Origin of the sequence: Bittarella massiliensis (ex Durand et al. 2017) (assembly GCF_001486165.1) — a bacterium.
GTDB lineage: Bacteria > Bacillota > Clostridia > Oscillospirales > Ruminococcaceae > Bittarella > Bittarella massiliensis.
Genome location: NZ_LN908974.1, coordinates 1 through 17,338, shown reverse-complemented (window position 1 = coordinate 17,338; position 17,338 = coordinate 1). Strand labels below are relative to the sequence as shown.

Annotated in this window: 8 protein-coding genes, 3 tRNA genes and 2 rRNA genes; 9 read left to right on the top strand and 4 right to left on the bottom strand. The window is 61.2% G+C overall.

Features of this window, described 5'->3' with window-relative positions; translation table 11 throughout:
* Window positions 1-55: 55 nt before the first annotated feature.
* A complete protein-coding gene (locus BN3266_RS00110; RefSeq protein ID WP_059002849.1) occupies window positions 56-4,702 on the bottom strand; it encodes a PAS domain S-box protein in 4,647 nt (1,548 codons plus the stop codon).
* 304 nt (window positions 4,703-5,006) lie between these two features.
* Between BN3266_RS00110 and BN3266_RS00105 the strand changes: the two genes are divergently transcribed.
* From BN3266_RS00105 to cysK, 3 genes are all read left to right on the top strand, one after another.
* On the top strand, window positions 5,007-5,564 hold the full coding sequence (locus tag BN3266_RS00105; RefSeq protein ID WP_059002847.1) for a DUF6933 domain-containing protein: 558 nt from the start codon (window positions 5,007-5,009) through the stop codon (window positions 5,562-5,564).
* Entirely contained in the window at window positions 5,548-5,970 is a 423-nt protein-coding gene (locus BN3266_RS00100) for an RrF2 family transcriptional regulator (protein WP_059002845.1), read from the top strand. The genes BN3266_RS00105 and BN3266_RS00100 overlap by 17 nt, the downstream gene beginning before the upstream one ends.
* 215 nt (window positions 5,971-6,185) lie before the next feature.
* Window positions 6,186-7,133 carry a cysteine synthase A gene (gene cysK / locus BN3266_RS00095; protein WP_059002844.1) on the top strand — a complete coding sequence of 316 codons (948 nt, stop codon included), beginning with the start codon at window positions 6,186-6,188 and terminating at the stop codon, window positions 7,131-7,133.
* Between the two features lie 103 nt (window positions 7,134-7,236).
* Here the strand turns inward: cysK and BN3266_RS00090 are convergent, their stop codons facing one another.
* Together BN3266_RS00090 and BN3266_RS00085 are read right to left on the bottom strand one after the other, a co-directional pair.
* The gene (locus BN3266_RS00090) at window positions 7,237-9,165 is read right to left on the bottom strand and encodes a sensor domain-containing diguanylate cyclase (RefSeq protein ID WP_075109615.1); all 1,929 of its coding nucleotides are present in this window, start codon (window positions 9,163-9,165) and stop codon (window positions 7,237-7,239) included.
* Between the two features lie 299 nt (window positions 9,166-9,464).
* Window positions 9,465-9,541 (bottom strand) — tRNA-Arg (locus BN3266_RS00085).
* Between the two features lie 173 nt (window positions 9,542-9,714).
* Here BN3266_RS00085 and BN3266_RS00080 point away from each other — a divergent pair.
* Together BN3266_RS00080 and BN3266_RS00075 are read left to right on the top strand one after the other, a co-directional pair.
* Window positions 9,715-10,719 carry a nucleoside hydrolase gene (locus BN3266_RS00080; RefSeq protein ID WP_059002842.1) on the top strand — a complete coding sequence of 335 codons (1,005 nt, stop codon included), beginning with the start codon at window positions 9,715-9,717 and terminating at the stop codon, window positions 10,717-10,719.
* 19 nt (window positions 10,720-10,738) lie between these two features.
* The gene (locus BN3266_RS00075) at window positions 10,739-11,101 is read left to right on the top strand and encodes a VOC family protein (protein ID WP_207644000.1); all 363 of its coding nucleotides are present in this window, start codon (window positions 10,739-10,741) and stop codon (window positions 11,099-11,101) included.
* Between the two features lie 55 nt (window positions 11,102-11,156).
* Here the strand turns inward: BN3266_RS00075 and BN3266_RS00070 are convergent, their stop codons facing one another.
* Window positions 11,157-11,888, bottom strand: a complete 732-nt coding sequence (locus BN3266_RS00070; RefSeq protein ID WP_059002838.1) for an MBL fold metallo-hydrolase — start codon at window positions 11,886-11,888, stop codon at window positions 11,157-11,159.
* Between the two features lie 568 nt (window positions 11,889-12,456).
* On the opposite strand from BN3266_RS00070, the gene BN3266_RS00065 reads away from it, so the two are divergent.
* The 4 genes from BN3266_RS00065 (at window position 12,457) to BN3266_RS00050 (ending at window position 17,311) form a co-directional block, all read left to right on the top strand.
* Window positions 12,457-13,985: ribosomal RNA gene (locus BN3266_RS00065) — 16S ribosomal RNA — on the top strand.
* A 94-nt stretch (window positions 13,986-14,079) separates the two neighbouring features.
* A tRNA-Ala gene (locus tag BN3266_RS00060) sits at window positions 14,080-14,155 on the top strand.
* A gap of 82 nt (window positions 14,156-14,237) precedes the next feature.
* Window positions 14,238-14,314, top strand: a tRNA-Ile gene (locus BN3266_RS00055).
* Window positions 14,315-14,473: 159 nt separating this feature from the next.
* Window positions 14,474-17,311, top strand: a 23S ribosomal RNA gene (locus tag BN3266_RS00050).
* The 16S and 23S rRNA genes sit together here with 2 tRNA genes alongside, the layout of an rRNA operon.
* Window positions 17,312-17,338: the final 27 nt, after the last annotated feature.

Below are 17,338 nucleotides of genomic sequence, written 5' to 3'. Positions count from 1 at the left end.
CGTCTGGACGGCGGCAGTTTGTCATCATTATACACCTGATTGTGGTGGGTTTCATCTATTTCTTTTTCTTTTGCTCTTCCTGCCCGGGGTGGGGCCGCAGGGCGCGAAAGAGGGCGCCAAAGAGGACGGGCGGGTCCACCGGTTTGGTCAGGTAGTCGCTCATCCCCGCCAATCTGGCCCGCTCCACCTCTTCTCGAAAGGCGTTGGCGGTCATGGCGATGATGGGGACGGTGGCCGCATCCGGCCGGGGCAGGGCGCGAATGCGCTCGGTGGCCTCCAACCCGTCCATCACCGGCATGCGGATGTCCATCAGCACCGCCCGGTAAAAGCCGGGCTCGCTCTGGGAAAAGCGGTCCACCGCCTCGGCCCCGTCGGCGGCGGTATCCACCTTCAGCCCCCGGCTGTGCAGCAGGGCCAGGGCGATCTCCCGGTTGATCTCGTTGTCCTCCACCAGGAGGAGGCGCTCCCCGGCGAAGGCCGGCTCCTCCTCGCGGAGGGGGCGGGTGTCTTTTCTGCGGGGGGTTGCCGGCGCCAGGGGCAGGGTGACGGTGAAGGTGGTGCCCTGTCCCAGTTCGCTCTCCACCGAGATCTGGCCGTCCATCAGGTGGGTCAGGTTGCGGGCGATGGTCAGCCCCAGACCGCTGCTCTCCAGGTTGCGTCCGCCGCCCGAGGTCTCCTGTTCAAAGGGCTCGTACATCCGCTTGAGAAAGGCCTTGGACATCCCCTGTCCGCTGTCGGCCACCCGAAAGCAAACCGCCGCTTTGCCGCCGGGCCCCTCGACCGGGGCGGCCTCCAGGGAGATGTCGCCCCCCTCGGGGGTATACTTGAGGGCGTTGGAGAGCAGGTTCATCAAAATTTGATTGAGCCGCAGGGCGTCCCCCAGGTAGGCCGGGGCCAGCCCCGCAGCCGAGATGGAGAAGTGCTGCCCCCGCTCCCGGGCCTGGGGGGCGCAGACGGCCTCGATCCCCTGCAGGAAGGGGGCGGTGTCGAAGGGCTCCCTCGCGATGTGCATCTTTCCGCTCTCGATTTGGGACATGTCCAGCACGTCGTTGATGAGGGTGAGGAGGAATTTGGCCGAGACGTCGATTTTTTCCAGGCAGCCGGCCACCTTTTCATCCTCTCCCAGGCTCTCCCTGGCGATGCGGGTCATCCCGATGATGGCGTTCATCGGGGTGCGGATGTCGTGGCTCATCCGCGAGAGGAACTCGGTCTTTGCCTGGTTGGCCCGCTCGGCCAGTTCCAGCGCGTCCATCAGGGCGGTGCGGCGGCGCTCCTCCTGCCGCTTGGCCTCGTCCATGTCTTTGAGGTAGAACATCACCCGGCAGCTTCCGGGCTCCCGGCTGAGCTCCTGGGCCTGCATCGAGTACCAGCGGTAGTCCTCACCCGGCGAGGGGCGGCGCAGGGCCTCCAGATAGACCTCCTTCCGGCCGCGGGCAAAGGCCCGCTTGAGGGCATCGGGGGCAAAGGACTGCCGATAGGCCTCCCGGTCGTTGGGGTGCACCAGGTGTTCCACCGTCCAGTGAAAATTCTCCTCCAGGCGGTGGGGCAGGGGCGACTGGGTCAGGCTGCCGTTTTGCCGGCTCCACAAAAAGACCTGGTCGGTCTCCAGATCCCCCTCTAAGACGGCGTCGTAAAAGGCGCTCACCGCCGAGGAGAAGCGCAGGTCGGCCTCCCGCTGCTGTTCCTGCGCGGTTTTCAGCTGGTGTACGTCCCGGTAGACCAGCAGCACCTTTTGGTCGTCGTCGATGCGGTTTTCCAAGCGGATCATGGTCATCTCCACCCAGCGGTATCCGCCGTCGCGTCCCTTGCGCCGCAGGGTGCGCATCACCCGCTGGGCCCCCTCCGCCAGTTGGCGGCGGATGCTTGCCAGCGAGAAGGCGGCCAGGAAGAGGGGCTGGTCGTCGGGGTGGATCACCTGTCGGCAATAGAGCGAGTTGGACGCCTCAAAGGCCCCCTCGGGGGGGATGGGCCCCCAGCTGGGGTTTGACTTGCGGAGCAGATAGTGGTCCTGGGTGACGTTGAGGGTGACGCACTCCTCAAAGAGGGCGGTGACCCCGGTGGTGAACTCCTCCCTGGCCTGTTCCATCTGCTTGCGCGCGTCGATGGTGGAGGTGAGCAGCAGGGTCATCACCTCGCCGCCGGCCTGGCGCGACAGCTGCACCGCCGTTATGGCCACCCAGTGGTAGTTCCCGTCGGTCCCCTTGCGGCGGAATTCGCCCCCGACGGAGGTCTGCCCGGCGGCAAAGGCCGCCAGCAGGCTCTCAGGCCCCAGGGCGCGGGCAAAGGCGGCCTGTTCGGACGGGTGGATGTTGGCCAGCACCTGCTGGTAGGCCGTCTCCGCCCCGCGGGCGATCGGGGGGTAGGTGCCCCGGCTCTTGGCGTAGACCATCTGTCGGCGGGAGATGTTGGTGCAGAGCACCTCGTCGTAGATCTGGTTGAGGGCCACCTCCAGGCTCCCGTCGGCGATCCGCCCCCGGGCTTCGGCCGCCCGCACCTCCTCCACGTCCTGCAGGGCCATCAGCAGGGTGTCTTTTTGCCCCCTGAAATGGGAGAAAGAGAGCTCCTTCCAGCGCAGGGAGCCATCTCTTTCCAGGGCCTGCAGGTAGAGGGCGTGCGTCCCCTGTCCCGCGAGCCCTGTTAAAATCGCCTCCGGCTGCAGCGCCGCCGCCATCCGCTCCCGGTCACAGGGGCAGACCGAGTGGGCGACAAAGGCGCGGGCGGCCGCCGGAAAGCGGTCCCTGTTCAGGGGGAAGAGGCCGCTGTCGTCCCGGTAGACGCAGTGGCACTGCCAGCCGGGCAGGTCGATGACCGCCAGCAACTGGTAGTCCCGGCTGCCCACAAAGTTGCAGACCTCCTGCAACAGGGTGCGCCGGGCCTCCTCCTCTTTCAGGCGGCCGATGTCCTGCAGGGTGCCCACCACCTGCATCACCCGGCCGCCCTGGCGCACGGCGTCCCCCTGGTACAAAAACCAGGAGAAGGCGTCCTCGCCGGGCCGGCGCACCCGCACCTCGGCCCGCCCCAGCCGGCCGGCCATCATTGCCCGCACCTTCTCAAAGTCGTCGGGGTGGACGATCCCCGACTCCTCCAGGGTCTCCAGGTAGCGGGGCAGCGCCTGTCGGGCCCCCTCCGGCCCCCCCTCGCGGGAGGTGAAGAGGTCGCTCTCCAAATCGTAGACAAAGAGGACGTCCGCCGAGCTCTCCACCGCCAGCTGATACCGGGCCTGTTCTCGCTCCCTCTCCTGTTGGGCCTCCCGGCGCAGGGTCACATCCAGCAAAACCGCCAGGTAGATGGGGGCTCCGTCCTCGCCGCCCACCCGGCGCCCCTCCAGGTGCACCCAGAAGGGCTGCCCGTCCTCCCTCGCCATCCGGCACTCGGCGCGCAGGGGAAGGCCCTGCCGGTGCTGTGTCTCCAGGGTTTGGCGCAGGGCCTCCCGCTCCTCGGGCAGGGCCAGTGCAAGGAGCCCCCGCCCCGCCGCGTCGGCCGGCAGCCCCAACAGGGTGTGAAAGGCGCGGTTGCTCTCCAGCAGGGGCAGCTCCCCCGCCAGCGCGAACTTGGCGATCCCGCCGGGCAGGCTGTTGTAGGTGGCCTCCCGGTCTCGCTCCAACTGGCGGCGCTCGGTCACATCCACCGCGGTGCCGAAATAGATGGGGCGGCCCTCCTTGCCCCCCACACAGGAGGCCTGGCCGTGGTACCACCGAGTCTTGCCCCCCCGGCTCACCGGGATCTCCACGTCCACCGTGGCCCGCTGGGCGGCGGCCCGGCAGACCTGTGCGGTGAGCTCGCCCCGCAGGGGCTCGGGCAGTTGGGAGAACATCCCCTCCCGGCACTCCCGCTCCCCGACGCCGAAGAGTTCGCGGTAGCGGCGGCTGGCCTCCAACAGAAGCACCTGTCCGCCCTCCACCAGAAATTTGGCGGTGAGACCGCCGGCGTTTTCGGTGGCCACCGCGAAGGAGCTCTCCAACTCCTCCTGGGCCTGCTTTTCCGAGTCGATGTTGCGGCAGAGGGTGATCTGCCACCGGTCCTCCCCCTCGGCGCAGGGGAGGGGGAGGACCCGGGTCTCGGTCCAGTGGTAGACCCCGTCGTCCCCCAGCTGCAGGTGCTGCATATAGCGCTCCTGCACCCCCTCGGCAAAGGCCTTGAGCAGATTTTCCCGGGAAAAGGTGTGGCGGAATTCCTCCCGATAGAGGGGGTGCATGGTGGAGGCCCCCACCTCGATGAGCTGGTCGAAGCAGCCCTCCTCGGCGGCCTGGCGGGTGTCAAAGTGCTCATAGGCCACCATGGCATAGCGGTTTTGGGTCAAGTTCACCGAGATCACCATGGGGTAGACCTTGGCCATGGCCGCCGTCAGCCGCTCCCGCTCGGCCGCCGCCTCCCGCTGGGCCGGAGTGGGGATCGGGGGAGAGGCGCAGATCAGGCAGGCGGGCTCCTCCCCCCAGAGTAGGGGGGAGAAACATACCTCCATCCCCGGCCCAAAGGGGGTGTCGGCGACGAGGGAGCCGGGCTCTGTCCGCTGCCAGCCGGCGGGCCGGCAGTCGGCCAGTGCGGGCCAGAGAGCGGCCAATGCCCCGCCCTCCTCGGCGGCGGGAAGGGCCTTTTGAAACCGGTCGTTGAAATAGAGAAGGCGTCCGTCCTCCCGGGCGGCGACGCAGGCGAACAGGCCTGCCAGGTGGTCGAGCAGCGCTGCTGCAGACTGTCGTTCCAAAGAAAGCACCCCTTTGCTCCGCCCCTGTGGGCGGCGGTCTGTCCGGCGCGTGCGCCCCGGCTGGTTGGCGGATGAGTGGCAAGTCTGCTGGGAGAGGGCCGCTCGGCGGCGGCAGATACCCCGAAAAGGGCCTCACAGTCTTCTGTTCCCATTGTACTTCCCCGCCGCATACACTGTCAATTGACCGCCGCGGTTTCCCCGCCCGGCAAAGAGATGGTTGCAGCCCCGCCCCCGCCGGTGCTATACTGGGGCAAAACCGGCCCCCGGCCCGCGGCGGCGGGGGGGAGAAAGGGGAGAAGAGCAGATGCAGTTTGGCCACACCATCCCGCTTCAGCGCCGGCTGGGCATACGGGGCCTCCCTCCCCCGGGGGCGCAGGACCCGGCTTTTTGCTGGGACCTGCACCGGGTCCCCTTGGCCGGGCGGGAGGGGCTTCTGGGGGTCAACGCCTCCAGCCGCCTGGCCTTTTTCTGCTGGGGGTTGGGCCCCCAGCAGTGGGGCGATCTCCCCGCCTTTGCCCTGGGGCAGGTGGGGCGCCTCCTGCCAACCATCGGCATCCCGCCTGCGGCGGCGGAGCGCTACCTGGCCCTGGCGGGGCCGCCGGTCTGTACCCGCACCCACGGCCGCCGGCCGGTGGCCTTTTTGAACCGGGCGGTGGACGCCCTCTTTGCCACGGGGGCCCAGCCCGACCCCGCCGCTCTGCCCCAACCCCTGCTGGAAGAGGCCCTCAACAGCGGGTGTTGTCGGGCGGCTGGCTTTCCCGGACAGGGGCGTCCCCGCGACCTTTTTCGCGCCGACCTGGACCGGCTGTTGGGCGGTGCGGCGGGCAGAGGAGAGGAGGAGAGAGATGCTGGTATCGACTAGAGGGCGGTACGCCCTGCGGGTGATGATCGACCTGGCCGAGCAGGGCAGGGCGGGATACACCCCCCTGAAAGAGATCGCCGCCCGACAGGGGATTTCGGAAAAGTACCTGGAAAATATCGTCAAGCGCCTCGCTGCAAACGGCCTGCTGCGCGGCCAGCGGGGGAAGGGGGGCGGCTATCGGCTGGCCCGCCCCCCGGAGGAGATCTCGGTGGGCAGCATCCTCCGCCTCACCGAGGAGAGCTTGGCCTCGGTGGCCTGCTTGGCCCCCGGCCAGCAGCCCTGCCCCCGCGCCGCCGGCTGCCGTACCCTCCCCCTCTGGCAGGCCCTCGACGAACTGATTGCCGGCTACCTCGACGGGGTCTCGGTGGCTGACCTGGCGGCGGCCGAGGGGGCAGAGACACCCTGAAATACCCATTGACAAAGGGCGGTTTCAGCAGGTATACTGACACCATCCAATAAACATACCAAGAAAGTAGGTTGATCTTATGGTTCGATTCGCCCGGTTTGCCACAGCCCCCTCTGCCCGCTGCGCAGGGCGCTGTTGTCGCTGCTGTCGATAGCCCCGCCGGGGCAGAGCGAACGCAGGCTGCAAACGACGAACGGACACAGGAGGTCTACAAGATGAAAAAAATATACCGATCCCTTGACCAGTTGGTGGGGCGCACCCCTCTGCTGGAACTCACCCAGATCGAGCGGGAATACAAGTTGGAGGCAAAGCTGGTCGCCAAGCTCGAGGGCTTCAACCCCGCGGGCTCGGTCAAAGACCGCATTGCCAAGGCCATGATCGAGGACGCCGAGGCCCGCGGCCTGCTGGGGCCCGGCTCGGTCATCATCGAGCCCACCTCGGGCAACACCGGCATCGGCCTCGCCTCGGTGGCCGCCGCCAAGGGCTACCGGGTCATCATTGTCATGCCCGAGACCATGTCGGTGGAGCGCCGCCAGCTCATGGCCGCCTACGGGGCCGAGCTGGTCCTCACCGAGGGCGCGGGGGGGATGAAGGCGGCCATCGCCAAGGCCAGGGAGCTGGCCGCCCAGATCGAGGGCAGCTTCCTCCCCGGCCAGTTTGAAAACCCCGCCAACCCGGCCGCCCACCGGGCCACCACCGGCCCTGAAATTTGGGAGGACACCGACGGCCAGGTGGACATCTTCGTCGCCGGGGTGGGGACCGGCGGCACCATTACCGGGGTGGGCGGATACTTGAAGGAGAAAAATCCCGCCCTGCAGGTGGTAGCGGTGGAGCCCGCCTCTTCCCCCGTGCTGGCGGGGGGGAGCGCCGCCCCCCACAAGATCCAGGGCATCGGCGCGGGCTTTGTCCCCCCGGTGCTGGACACCGCCGTCTACGACGAGATCATCCCGGTGCAGGACGCCGACGCCTTTGCCGCCGGGCGGGCGGTGGGCCGCCGGGAGGGGCTGCTGGTGGGCATCTCCTCCGGCGCTGCCGTCTGGGCGGCCATCCTCCTGGCCAAGCGGGCGGAGAACCGGGGCAAGACCATCGTCGCATTGCTCCCCGATACCGGCGACCGCTACCTCTCCACCTCCCTCTTTGGCGGGGAGACAGCACCCCAATAAATCGCGCCAACAAAAAAGAGCGCCGCCCCCTTTATAAAGGGGTGCGACGCTCTTTGCCTTTTGACGGTGGCCGTCTTGATTTCAAAGCGGCGGCCTATGGCGGTCAGTGCGGGGAAGTCTCCCCGCCGTACAGGGCAAAGCCGCCCTTCCCCTGCTGTTTGACGGTGTAGAGGGCCGTGTCGGCATGGCGGTAGAGGCTGCCGAAGTCCCGGCCGTCTGCCGGGGCCAGGGCAATGCCGATGCTGGCCGAGAGGGGGCAGACCCCTTCGTCCAGGGACAGGGGCCGGTTGAGCGTTTTTAAGATCTCGCGGGCCTTCTGCTCCGCGGTCGCCCGGTCGGGCAGGGCCAGGAAGACGGCAAACTCATCTCCGCCGATCCGCCCCACCACGTCCTCCTCCCGGAAGGCGCCCTTCAAGCTCTGGGCGAAATGGAGGATCACCCGGTCCCCCACAGCGTGGCCAAAGCGGTCGTTGACCTGCTTGAAATTGTCGATGTCCACGATGAAGAAGGCGCGCAGCTGCTGCCCTCCGCCCTCCAGCAACTGCTGGATCTGCGCCTGGGTGGCGGTCTTGTTGAGCAGGCCCGTCATCGGGTCTCGCTGGATCTGGTCGAGCACCTGTTTTTCCTGCCGCTTCATGGTGTCGATGTTTTGCCGGTAGGTGAACATGTGGATGGACTGGTCTTCTTTCCAGAGGACGATCTGGGCGACGATCCGCATCCAGTAGTAGTGCTCCCCGTCGGTGGAGATCATGAAGTCGTACTGCAGGCTCTCCTCCCCCCGGCGGTAGGTGTCGATCACGTGTTCAGGGGCGAAGGTGTCGATATATCCCTGGCGGAAATCCTTCCGGATCTGCTTCTCCGCCACGATCTTCAGCGCCTCGTTGTAGGGGGTGCCAGGGGGAACGCCCAGGCTCTCAAAATACCGCTGGGTCTCCAGATTGGCCGCCCGGTTGTGGGTGATGTCCAGCTCGTAGATGTTTTCAAACAGCTGCTCGGTAGCCTCCTGAAAGATGGAGCGGCGCGACTGCTCGCTGGAGCGGGTCAGCTCCACGATCCGCCGGTTGTAGGTGTGGATGATGTAGCTGATGGCCAGGGTCACCCCCAGCACAACCAGCGCCACGATCAGCGCCCCCTCCGCCAACTTGCGCTGCATCTGCTGGGTCTGGGGCGAGGTGTCGTTTTCCACCAGCAGGTACCAGGAGAGGCTGGGGATGTAGTGGCTGCCCAGATAGACGCGGCCTTCTTTCCCGTCGTGCCAAAAGGCGGTGGCGTTTTCCCGGTCGGCGAGCAGGCTCTCCCGCAAGCCGGCGTAAGGGGGCGACGCGAACAGGTCGGTGCGCTCATAGCCGGTGTGGTCGGTGGCGACCTGAATGATACCGTCCCTGTCCACCAGACAGGCGCGCAGGGAGAAGCGCTCCTCGTATTCCCGCAACAGCGACTGCAGGGTGGAGATGTCAAAGCCCACCCCCACCACCCCCAGGGGGACGCCGTCGTCGCCGGAAATCAAGCAGTTGATAAAGACGGTGATGGTGTTCCCCGCCGCCTGGTCGTTGTCCACATTGAGGGAGTAGGACTCGCCGGCCTGCAGAAAATCGTAATACCAGGCGTCCTCCCCGTTTTCGGGGGAGAGGGTGCGGTCGATCCCGTCAAAGTGATAGTAGCGCCCGGTGCGCGCCGAGACCAGAAAGACCGAGTCGTAGCCGTACTTTTCCCGGTAGCTGTCGAGATAGGCCGTCAGGGTGGCGACGTAGTCCCCGTCGTTCAGGTGCGCCCCCTCCTGGCGCAAAAGGTCTTGCAGCAGGGTGTCGCCCGCCATGGTCAAAGACACCCCCATGGGCTTCATGAAAATCGACTCGATCTGGCGGTAGATGCCCTCGGCGGTCAGGACGGTCACCTTTTCGGTGTCCTCCTCAAATACCCCCAAATTGGAGCGGTAGCTGACAATCGAAGTGGCCAAAAATCCCAAGAGGATGATGGCGCAGACAAAGAGGTTGGTCTTTAACAGCGCGCGGTCCGACTTTTTCCGCTTCACCGATCCCGCCTCCTCTCTGCCTATTTTTCTTCATTATACACCCAAATAGGGGGAGGGGAGAACGGGAAGGGCAAAGAAAAGAAAAATCTTGAAAAATCAGAAGCGAACGCCCGCAAAAGAGATGAAAAAGCGGGATAAAAATCTGCCTTTTTTGCTTCTGTATTTATGAAAGAGTCTATTTTCGGAGTTTGGGGACCACTTGTAGGACATTTTGTAGGACAGATAAGGGCTTTTGGTATCTCGTGCAAAATTTTTAAAAAAGAAAACCGCACCACAAATCATTTGTGGTGCGGTTTTTCTGGTGCGCCCGACAGGAGTCGAACCTGCGGCCTTTGGAGTCGGAGTCCAACGCTCTATCCAGCTGAGCTACGGACGCACATCAATGCGACGTGAATTATTATAACACAAAGTTTTCGCTTTGCAAAGCCCATACAAAACTTTTTTTCAAATGTTTAGCAGATTGCTTTCTTGTGGCCCCCGCCCAAAGGGGGTATACTGGTAGCAGCACACCAGAACACGCCCGCCGGGCGCACAAGGGGGAATCACCAAATGAACGAACACCGCAAAAAAGTTATCCTCGATGTCGATACGGGCACCGACGACGCCCTGGCCATCCTCATGGCCCTCACCGACCCGGGATTAGAGATCATCGGCATCACCGTCACCCAGGGCAACCAACCCCTGGAAAACTGCGTCGACAACACCCTGCGGGTGGTCGATCTGCTGGGGGCCGACGTGCCGGTGTACGCCGGCTGCTCAGCGCCCATGGTCCGCTCCCTCTCCAAAGGGCGGATGGCCCAAAACCCTGAAAACGTCGTCTCCGCCGAGGTGGACGGCAAACCGGTCATCCTCCACCCACCCCACCTGGATCTGCCCGCTCCCCACTCCAAGCCGCAACAGATGCACGCCTGCTCCTACCTGGTCGAGACCCTCCGCCGCAGTGAGGAGAAGGTGACCATCATCCCCGTGGGCCCGCCCACCAACGTGGGGATGGCCTTTCGCATGGCCCCCGACCTAAAGGACCACGTCGAAGAGGTGGTCTTTATGGGCGGCGCGGTGGACCGGGGCAACATCACCCCCGTGGGCGAGGCCAACTTTGTCCACGACCCCGAGGCGGCCAAAATCGTCCTCGACAGCGGCGTCAACTGCCGGGTGATCACCCTCAACGCCACCCACAGCGCCGAGATGACCCGGGCCGACGCCGACAAGATCCTCGCCCTGGGCACCCCTGCCGCCAAGTTTGTCGGCGAGCTGATGAAGGGCCGCATCCTGGTGGGGGAGACCCTGGGCTGGACGGAAAAGGGCGAAAAGGCCGGCGACGCCCTCCACGACGCCCTGGCCGTGGCCGCCGTCATCGACCCCGGCGTCATCACCGACCTGCGCCGGCAGAAGTGCGACATGGACATTGCCGGCGGCGCCGCCGACGGCCAGTTGGTGGTGGAACACCGCAATGAAAACGACGAGTCGGTCAACACCTGGGTCGCCTACCGGGCCGACAAACCCAAGTTCTTCGAGATGCTCTACCGGCATGTCGAGGCGGCGGGCCGCCTGTAAATAGGGAAGGAGGATTTTTGTGAAATCTCGCTTTTTGCACACCAACTTGAACGTCACCGATTTGGAGCGCAGCATCGCCTTCTATGAAAAGGCCCTCGGCCTACGCGAGGAAAAGCGCAAAGAGGCCGCCGACGGCAGCTTCACCCTGGCCTTTCTCGGCGACGGCGAAACCGATTACCAGTTGGAGCTCACCTGTCTGAAAGACCACCCCCAGCCCTATGAGCTGGGGGAGAACGAAAGTCACATCGCCTTTCGGGTCGCCGACCGGGCCGCCGCCCACGCCCTCCACCAGGAGATGGGCTGCATCTGCTTTGAAAATGAGGCCATGGGTCTCTACTTCATCGAAGACCCCGACGGCTACTGGCTCGAAATCCTCGATTAGGCTCATCCCCAAAAGAGGGGGCGGGAATCATCCCCGCCCCCTCTTTTTTGTACATTTACAGCTCCAGCGAGAAGGACTGCCCCCGCTGCTCGATGCGGACCACCCGATCCCGGTACGCCGCCGCCCGGGGGTCGCGCTCCAGCCAGTCAAACACCCGGCCGTCGTCCCCAAAGTGCATGGGCAGCACCCGCCCTACCTCGACATGGCGCAGGAAGTAGTCCATCCCGAGGAGATAGGCCGGCTGTTCCAGCCGCGGGTCCAGGGGCAAAAAGGCCAGGTCGATGTGCTCCCCTGCCAAACTGTCGATTTCCTTCTTATATAAAAAGGCCATTTCGCGGTTGTCCCCTTCCGGCTCCCCCTCCCAGTGCCACCAGTTCAGGTCGCCCCCGTGGTAGAGGGTCAACCCTTCGGTCTTGATGAGAAAGGCCACCCCCAAGTCGGTGGAGCGCAGCGCCCGCAGGGTGAAGTCGCCAAAATCCCGCTCCTCTCCCGGGGCGATGGCCGCGGCGATCCCCGGCCGGTGGGGGATGTCGCTTGAAAGGATGTAGCGCACCCCGGGGATGGCCCCTCGCCAGCCAAAGATCACCCGGTTAAAGTGGTCAAAGTGCCCGTGGGAGACCAGCACCACCGTCTCTTTCCCCAGTGCCGCGATCTCCCGCGGATTGATGACCCCGTGACGCAGCCCCCCCGAGGGCGGGTCGTCCAGGTAATAGTCAAAGATAAACAGGTGTTTTTCGGTCTCCAGGGCAAAGCCGCTGTTGTAGAGATAGTGCACCGTCGCCTGCATGGCTCTCGGCCTCCTTTGACGGCAGAAGCCTGCCGTCCATTCTTTTTATGATAGGATCCCCATTTGCCTATTAGCATACCACCCCATAAGAGCCAAGGCAATGAAAATACAAACTGTATTCCAGCGAGGGACAAACCGGGTGTTCCACCAGGTAAAAAATACCTAAAGTATAGGAAAAGAGAAGTTCATCAAAAAAGTGATTTTTCTTTTCAAAAAAAGCGAAATAATCTATTGACAGCAAGAGGCGGCCATGGTATTATACAAAAGCTGTCCGCGAGGGAAGCGCACGGGAGTGCGGTTTCCGAGGAGTGGGCCCTGGGATTCGAGCCAAGAGGCGAGAAAAAAGGGGTTGACAAAAAGAAGGCAGCGAGATATAATAAAAGGCACGGCGAGATGCCGAACGGACCTTGAAAATTGAACAATACTGAAGCTTGAACGGACCTAAAAATCCGGTCTATCACGGACTGGATGCGTCTCTTTGAGAGACAACACCAAGCGAAGTAATTTTAAACGTCAAGTTTGAAATGAGCTTAGGTTTGAACGGTGGGAACACTGTTTAGATACAACTTTGATAAAGAGTTTGATCCTGGCTCAGGACGAACGCTGGCGGCGCGCCTAACACATGCAAGTCGAACGGACACATCCGACGGAATAGCTTGCTAGGAAGATGGATGTTGTTAGTGGCGGACGGGTGAGTAACACGTGAGCAACCTGCCTCGGAGTGGGGGACAACAGTTGGAAACGACTGCTAATACCGCATACGGTGGTCGGGGGACATCCCCTGGCTAAGAAAGGATCTATGATCCGCTCTGAGATGGGCTCGCGTCTGATTAGCTAGTTGGCGGGGTAACGGCCCACCAAGGCAACGATCAGTAGCCGGACTGAGAGGTTGAACGGCCACATTGGGACTGAGACACGGCCCAGACTCCTACGGGAGGCAGCAGTGGGGAATATTGCACAATGGGGGGAACCCTGATGCAGCGACGCCGCGTGAGGGAAGAAGGTTTTCGGATTGTAAACCTCTGTCTTGTGGGACGATAATGACGGTACCACAGGAGGAAGCCATGGCTAACTACGTGCCAGCAGCCGCGGTAATACGTAGATGGCGAGCGTTGTCCGGAATTACTGGGTGTAAAGGGAGTGTAGGCGGGATCATAAGTTGCGTGTGAAATGCAGGGGCTCAACCCCTGAACTGCGCGCAAAACTGTGGTTCTTGAGTGAAGTAGAGGCAGGCGGAATTCCCGGTGTAGCGGTGGAATGCGTAGATATCGGGAGGAACACCAGTGGCGAAGGCGGCCTGCTGGGCTTTTACTGACGCTGAGGCTCGAAAGCATGGGGAGCAAACAGGATTAGATACCCTGGTAGTCCATGCCGTAAACGATGATTACTAGGTGTGGGGGGATAACCCCCTCCGTGCCGGAGTTAACACAATAAGTAATCCACCTGGGGAGTACGACCGCAAGGTTGAAACTCAAAGGAATTGACGGGGGCCCGCACAAGCAGTGGAGTATGTGGTTTAATTCGAAGCAACGCGAAAAACCTTACCAGGTCTTGACATCTATCGCTATCCCAAGAGATTGGGAGTTCCCTTCGGGGACGGTAAGACAGGTGGTGCATGGTTGTCGTCAGCTCGTGTCGTGAGATGTTGGGTTAAGTCCCGCAACGAGCGCAACCCTTACTGTTAGTTGCTACGCAAGAGCACTCTAACGGGACTGCCGTTGACAAAACGGAGGAAGGTGGGGATGACGTCAAATCATCATGCCCTTTATGACCTGGGCTACACACGTACTACAATGGCCGCAAACAACGAGCAGCGAAACCGCGAGGTGGAGCGAATCTATAAAAGCGGTCTCAGTTCGGATTGCAGGCTGCAACTCGCCTGCATGAAGTCGGAATTGCTAGTAATCGCGGATCAGCATGCCGCGGTGAATACGTTCCCGGGCCTTGTACACACCGCCCGTCACACCATGAGAGCCGGTAACACCCGAAGTCAGTAGTCTAACCGCAAGGGGGACGCTGCCGAAGGTGGGGCTGGTGATTGGGGTGAAGTCGTAACAAGGTAGCCGTATCGGAAGGTGCGGCTGGATCACCTCCTTTCTAAGGAAGAGAGGGACGTTCGAGCTTCAAGTATTGTTCAATTTTGAAGGTCTGTGAAGACAGACTTTCAGGCAAGAGGAACCTTGTTGAAGACGGGGGTGTAGCTCAGCTGGGAGAGCACCTGCCTTGCACGCAGGGGGTCAGGAGTTCGAGCCTCCTCATCTCCACCATTGGTGGACGCGAGAGCCGAGAGGTGATCGTGGGAGGGACAAGGAGTACTGACTTCTAGGAAAGCGGAGCGCCCTTGAGTATGGGCTCATAGCTCAGGTGGTTAGAGCGCACGCCTGATAAGCGTGAGGTCGGTGGTTCGAGTCCACTTGAGCCCACCACGGCCTGGGAAACCGGGCAAAGACAAGGAAGACTCAAGCAAAAATGCACCTTGAAAACTGAATAAAGCAATAGACTGCGATAGAAATCTAAAGGGTAACTAAAGGCGAAAGTTTTTAGGTACACTACAATTTATGTCGAGAGAACAGCCGAAGAAAAAAGGTCAAGCTAAGAAGGGCGCAGGGCGAATGCCTTGGCACCAGGAGACGATGAAGGACGCGATAAGCTGCGAAAAGCCGCGGGGAGCTGCAAATAAGTATTGATCCGCGGATGTCCGAATGGGGCAACCCACCTAGAGTCATGTCTAGGTATCCTGTACTGAATACATAGGTGCAGGAGGTGAACCGCCTGAACTGAAACATCTAAGTAGGGCGAGGAAGAGAAATCAAACGAGATTCCGAAAGTAGTGGCGAGCGAAATCGGAAGAGGCCAAACCAGGGGTAGAAATACCCTTGGGGTTGTGGACTGCATTTAGGATTGTGTGAGTTTAAGAGAACGGCATGGGAAGGCCGGCCAGAGAGGGTGAGAGCCCCGTATCTGAAAAGCGAGCACACCGAGCAGGATCCAGAGTACCGCGGGACACGAGGAATCCCGTGGGAAGCCGGGGGGACCACCCTCCAAGCCTAAATACTACCTGGTGACCGATAGCGTATAGTACTGTGAAGGAAAGGTGAAAAGAACCCCGGGAGGGGAGTGAAATAGAACCTGAAACCCTGTGCCTACAAGCACATAGAGCACGTCAAAGTGTGATATGGTACTTTTTGTAGAACGGTCCGGCGAGTGTATGTATGCAGCGAGGTTAAGGGCTTAAGGCCTGAAGCCGCAGGGAAACCGAGTCTGAATAGGGCGAATTAGTTGCATGTATATGACCCGAAACCGGGTGACCTATCCATGTCCAGGTTGAAGTTGGGGTAAGACCCAATGGAGGACCGAACCGAACCCTGTTGAAAAAGTGGCGGATGAGGTGTGGATAGCGGAGAAATTCTAATCGAACCCGGATATAGCTGGTTCTCCCCGAAATAGCTTTAGGGCTAGCCTTGCGTTAGATTTCCGGAGGTAAAGCACTGAATGGGCTAGGGGCCGAGAGGTTACTGAACCCTATCAAACTAAGAATGCCGGAAAATCGATGCGCAGGAGTCAGACTATGGGAGATAAGTTTCATAGTCAAGAGGGAAACAGCCCAGACCCACAGCTAAGGTCCCCAAACAGGTTTAAGTGGAAAAGGATGTGGGGGTGCACAGACAACTAGGATGTTGGCTTAGAAGCAGCCATACATTAAAAGAGTGCGTAATAGCTCACTAGTCGAGTGCCCCTGCGCCGAAAATGTAACGGGGCTAAAACCTGTACCGAAGCTTGGGCATCGTCTTAGACGATGGGTAGGGGAGCGTCGCATGCGGGGTGAAGCCATAGCGGAAGCGGTGGTGGACTGCATGGGAGTGAGAATGCCGGAATGAGTAGCGCGAATCATGTGAGAATCATGATGGCCGAAAGCCTAAGGTTTTTGGAGGAAGGTTCGTCCGCTCCAAGTTAGTCGGGAGCTAAGGTGAGGCCGAAAGGCGTAGCCGATGCACATACGGTAGAGATTCCGTAACCACCGAAAGTTTTAAGCAGAGGGACACTCTGAAAGGGCATGACCCGGGCGATGGTAGACCCGGGCGTAAGGGACTGAAATTTAGTAGGGAAGCATGCTTGGACGGAGGCGAGAAAAGCTCTGGGAACAACTGAGGTGCCCGTACCGCAAACCGACACAGGTAGGTAGGAAGAAGATTCTAAGGCCAACGGGAGAAGGGTTGTTAAGGAACTCGGCAAATTGACCCCGTAACTTAGGGATAAGGGGTGCTCATGGAAACATGAGCCGCAGAGAATAGAGCCAGGCGACTGTTTAGCAAAAACACAGGTCTCTGCTAAATCGAAAGATGAAGTATAGGGGCTGACACCTGCCCGGTGCTGGAAGGTTAAGGAGATGAGTGCAAGCTTTGACCCGAAGCCCCAGTGAACGGCGGCCGTAACTATAACGGTCCTAAGGTAGCGAAATTCCTTGTCGGGTAAGTTCCGACCCGCACGAATGGTGTAACGATCTGGTTACTGTCTCAACAACCCGCCCGGCGAAATTGTAGTACCGGTGAAGATGCCGGTTACCCGCGACAAGACGGAAAGACCCCATGGAGCTTTACTGCAGCCTGATATTGGATTTCGGTATTACATGTACAGGATAGGTGGGAGACTGGGAAGCCAAGGCGTCAGCTTTGGTGGAGTCGACCTTGGGATACCACTCTTGTAGTGCTGGAATTCTAACTTGCGGCCGTGAAACCGGCCGGAGGACATTGTCAGGTGGGCAGTTTGACTGGGGCGGTCGCCTCCTAAAAGGTATCGGAGGCGCTCAAAGGTTGGCTCAGCATGGACGGAAACCATGCCAGAGAGTGTAAACGCACAAGCCAGCCTGACTGCGAGACTGACAAGTCGAGCAGGAACGAAAGTTGGAGTTAGTGATCCGGCGGTATGTGAGTGGAAATGCCGTCGCTCAACGGATAAAAGCTACCCTGGGGATAACAGGCTGATCTCCCCCAAGAGTCCACATCGACGGGGAGGTTTGGCACCTCGATGTCGGCTCATCGCATCCTGGGGCTGAATTCGGTCCCAAGGGTTTGGCTGTTCGCCAATTAAAGCGGTACGCGAGCTGGGTTCAGAACGTCGTGAGACAGTTCGGTCCCTATCTGTCGTGGGCGCAGGATATTTGAGAGGAGCTGTCCCTAGTACGAGAGGACCGGGATGGACGCACCTCTGGTGCACCAGTTGTCACGCCAGTGGCACAGCTGGGCAGCTAAGTGCGGAACGGATAAACGCTGAAAGCATCTAAGCGTGAAGCCGACCTCAAGATAAGATATCCCACTGAGTCAATCAGGTAAGACCCCTTGAAGACTACGAGGTAGATAGGCTGCAGGTGTACGCACGGTGACGTGTTGAGCTGGGCAGTACTAATCGGTCGAGGGCTTGACCTTGTGAAGCGGTTCTCATTCAGTCTATTC